The sequence below is a fragment of the Mesorhizobium sp. M7A.F.Ca.CA.003.01.2.1 genome (genome assembly GCF_003998945.1).
In the GTDB taxonomy this organism is placed as follows: Bacteria; Pseudomonadota; Alphaproteobacteria; order Rhizobiales; family Rhizobiaceae; genus Mesorhizobium; species Mesorhizobium ciceri.
Genome location: NZ_RZRA01000594.1, coordinates 1 through 3566 on the forward strand (window position 1 = coordinate 1; position 3566 = coordinate 3566).

Consider the following 3566-nt stretch of genomic DNA (forward strand, 5'->3'; position numbering starts at 1 on the left):
GGTCCAGTCGAGGTCGGAAAGGTGCACCATGCCGTCCACGTCGCCTTCGAGGCCGATGAACAGGCCGAACTCGGTCTTGTTCTTGACCTCGCCCTCGACCTGGCTGCCGACCGGATGGCTAGAGGCGAAAGCCTGCCACGGATTCTCGAGCGTCTGCTTGAGGCCGAGCGAGATGCGGCGCTTGGCCGGATCGACTTCGAGCACCACCACGTCGACTTCCTGGGTCGTCGACAGGATCTTGCCTGGATGCACGTTCTTCTTCGTCCACGACATTTCCGAAACGTGGATGAGACCCTCGATGCCCGGCTCCAGCTCGACGAACGCGCCGTAGTCGGTGATGTTGGTGACGGTGCCCTTGATCTTCTTGCCGATCGGGAACTTGGTGCCGATCTCGGACCACGGATCGCTCTCGAGCTGCTTCATGCCGAGCGAGATACGGTGGGTTTCCTGGTTGATGCGGATGATCTGCACCTTGACCGTCTGACCGATGTTGAGGATTTCGGTCGGATGGTTGACGCGGCGCCATGCCATGTCGGTGACATGCAGCAGGCCGTCGATGCCGCCGAGGTCGACGAACGCACCGTAATCGGTGATGTTCTTGACGACGCCTTCGACAACCTGGCCTTCTTCGAGGTTCTGCACGATTTCCGAACGCTGTTCGGCGCGGCTCTCTTCGAGCACGGTACGGCGAGACACCACGATGTTGCCGCGGCGGCGATCCATCTTGAGGATCTCGAAGGGCTGCGGGTTGTGCATCAGCGGGGAGACGTCGCGGATCGGGCGGATATCGACCTGGCTGCGCGGCAGGAAGGCCACGGCGCCGTCGAGGTCGACCGTGAAGCCGCCCTTGACCTGGTTGAAGATGACGCCTTCGACGCGCTCACCCTTGGTGAACTTCTCTTCGAGACGGACCCAGCTCTCTTCGCGACGGGCCTTCTCACGGGAAAGCATCGCTTCGCCAAGCGCGTTTTCAATGCGCTCGACATAGACTTCGACGGTGTCACCAACCTTGAGGGTAGTGTCCTTGCCCTTGACGCCAAATTCCTTCAGCGGCACGCGGCCTTCGACCTTGAGGCCGACGTCGATGATGGCCATGTCCTTTTCGATCGCGGTGATCGTGCCCTTGACGACCTGGCCTTCGCCGGAATGGCCTGTTGTAAATGATTCTTCGAGCAGGCTCGCGAAATCATCGCGAGTGGGATTTGCAGCTGACATTGTTTCTCCTGGAGTGCCCCGCATCTGGAAGCGGGACGGGCGCCGTGGGTTAGCGTTGCGTTGGCCTGCCGGCGTTCCGGGCTACAAAAGCCCTGGGCCGCTCTTTAAGCGGCAATTCCGGCGCATGAAGAATGCTGGCAGGCTGGTTCGTGCCCGATATGGGTATTTTCTTCGCCTCCGACAACGGAAAGACGAGGGAAAAACCCGGATCAGACCTAGTCTCTCTTGGCCAAGACGTCATCGATGATCGCCATGGCTGCAAGAAACGCGGCTTCTATAGCCATTTCGCTGGTATCAAGCAAGTGCGCGTCGGCGGCCGGCTTCAAAGGTGAGTCGGCACGGCCCATGTCGCGCTGGTCGCGGCGCATGATATCGGCGAGGATCTCGGTAAAATCAGCGGTCCCGCCGATGCTCTCGATCTCGGCCAGCCGGCGCTGTGCTCGCACCTCGGCGCTCGCCGTCACATAGAGTTTGATGTCGGCGTCGGGGCACACCACGGTGCCGATGTCGCGCCCGTCGAGCACCGCACCCGGCGGCGTCTTGGCGAAGTCGCGCTGCTTTTCGACGAGGATGCGCCGCACGGTCGGGTACACCGCGACCTTGGAGGCCGCCTCGCCGACCGCATGCGCCGACAAGACCGTCCGGTCGAGCTTTGCCAGATCGACCTGGCGGGCAGCGGTTTCAGCCGCCGAGACATTGTCGAGCGGCAGCGCGTGCTGGATGAGCGCATAGGCCACGGCACGGTAGGTGAGGCCGGTGTCGAGCAGGTTGAGGCGGTAGTGGTCGGCCAGCCGGCGGGCGAGGGTGCCCTTGCCGGCGCCGGCGGGGCCGTCGATGGCGATGGTGAAGACGTGTGTCATTGGCAGACCGCCGAAAGGGTTGGGCGCTGGCCTGCCAACGTACCAAGGCTATTGGTTGCCACGACCGTCACCCGATCTCCGCGCCCAGCGCCGTCATCAGCCCCATGAACTCCGGAAAGCTGGTCGCGATCATGGCGGCGTCGTCAATGGTCACCGGCTTTTCCGTCGCCAGCCCCATGACCAGAAAGCTCATGGCGATGCGGTGGTCGAGGTGGGTCTGCACGGTGGTGTCCTTGCCGTTGGGATGGCCGCCAAGGCCCTTGCCGCCCGGTTTGCCGCGCACGGCAAGCGAAGCTTCGCCCTCGGTGCAGTCGACGCCGTTGAGCGTCAGACCGTTGGCGACGGACGACAGCCGGTCGGATTCCTTCACCCGCAACTCCTCCAGCCCCTGCATCAGCGTTTCGCCCTCGGCGAAGCTCGCAGCGACCGCCAGCACCGGATACTCGTCGATCATCGACGGCGCCCGCTCGGGCGGCACGATGACGCCCTTGAGCTCGGAGTAACGTACCCGCAGGTCGGCGACATCCTCGCCGCCGGCATTGCGTGGGTTGAGGATGTCGATGTTGCCGCCCATCTCCTGCAGCGTCAAAAGCAGGCCGGTGCGGGTCGGGTTCATCAGTACGTTTTCGATCGTGATGTCCGAACCCGGCACGATCAGGGCGGCCACCAGCGGGAAGCCGGCCGAGGACGGGTCGCCCGGCACGGCGATGGTCTGGCCGGTCAGCTTGCCCTGGCCTTCGATGAAGATGTGGCGCACGCCACGCTCGTCGGTTTCGACCGACAGATTGGCGCCAAACCCCTTCAGCATCTTTTCGGTGTGGTCGCGTGTCATCACCGGCTCGATCACCGTGGTGATGCCGGGCGTGTTGAGGCCGGCGAGCAGCACTGCGGACTTCACCTGCGCCGAGGCCATCGGCACGCGATAGGTGATCGGTGCGGCATGCTTGGGTCCATGCAGTGTGATCGGCATGCGGTCGCCCGGCGTCGCCTTCAGCACCTGCACGCCCATCTGGCGCAAGGGTTCCAGCACACGGCCCATCGGCCGGCCCGACAGCGAGGCATCGCCGATGAAGGTCGTCTCCATGTCATAGGTGCCGACAAGGCCCATGGTCAGCCGCGAGCCGGTGCCGGCATTGCCGAAATCGAGCGGGCCTTCCGGCTGCAGCAGCGCGCCGTTGCCGGTGCCGCGGATCACCCACTCGTCGCCGTTCTTCTCGATATGCGCGCCCATTGCCTTCATGGCGGCACCCGTGCGCATCACGTCCTCGCCTTCGAGCAGGCCAGTGATGCGGGTCTCGCCGGAGGCGAGGCCGCCGAACATGAAGGAACGGTGCGAGATCGACTTGTCGCCCGGCACGCGCGCGATGCCGGAAAGGGCTGGGGATTGGCGGGCGGTGGCCGGCTTGGGGGCGGCGGCGTGAGACATGGAATTTCCCTGGACGGAATGCCGGCGGGCCGGCGCTTTTCATTTGTTGCGGCGGTCTCGTACCA

At 64.3% G+C, this 3566-nt stretch carries 3 protein-coding genes; all 3 read right to left on the minus strand.

Annotated features, from left to right (window positions below; translation table 11 throughout):
- The coding region (locus EN969_RS21795) for a 30S ribosomal protein S1 (RefSeq protein ID WP_127419380.1) at nucleotides 1-1215 on the minus strand (1215 nt) is incomplete at its 3' end.
- A gap of 215 nt (nucleotides 1216-1430) precedes the next feature.
- Nucleotides 1431-2075 carry a (d)CMP kinase gene (gene cmk, locus EN969_RS21800; RefSeq protein WP_032898722.1) on the minus strand — a complete coding sequence of 215 codons (645 nt, stop codon included), beginning with the start codon at nucleotides 2073-2075 and terminating at the stop codon, nucleotides 1431-1433.
- A gap of 67 nt (nucleotides 2076-2142) precedes the next feature.
- Nucleotides 2143-3501 carry a 3-phosphoshikimate 1-carboxyvinyltransferase gene (gene aroA / locus EN969_RS21805; RefSeq protein WP_127419381.1) on the minus strand — a complete coding sequence of 453 codons (1359 nt, stop codon included), beginning with the start codon at nucleotides 3499-3501 and terminating at the stop codon, nucleotides 2143-2145.
- Nucleotides 3502-3566: the final 65 nt, after the last annotated feature.

Excerpts from the sequence above, each read along its gene's own strand:
- aroA (WP_127419381.1), bottom strand. The coding sequence starts at position 3,501 with ATGTCTCACGCCGCCGCCCCCAAGCCGGCCACCGCCCGCCAATCCCCA.
- cmk (WP_032898722.1), bottom strand. The coding sequence starts at position 2,075 with ATGACACACGTCTTCACCATCGCCATCGACGGCCCCGCCGGCGCCGGC.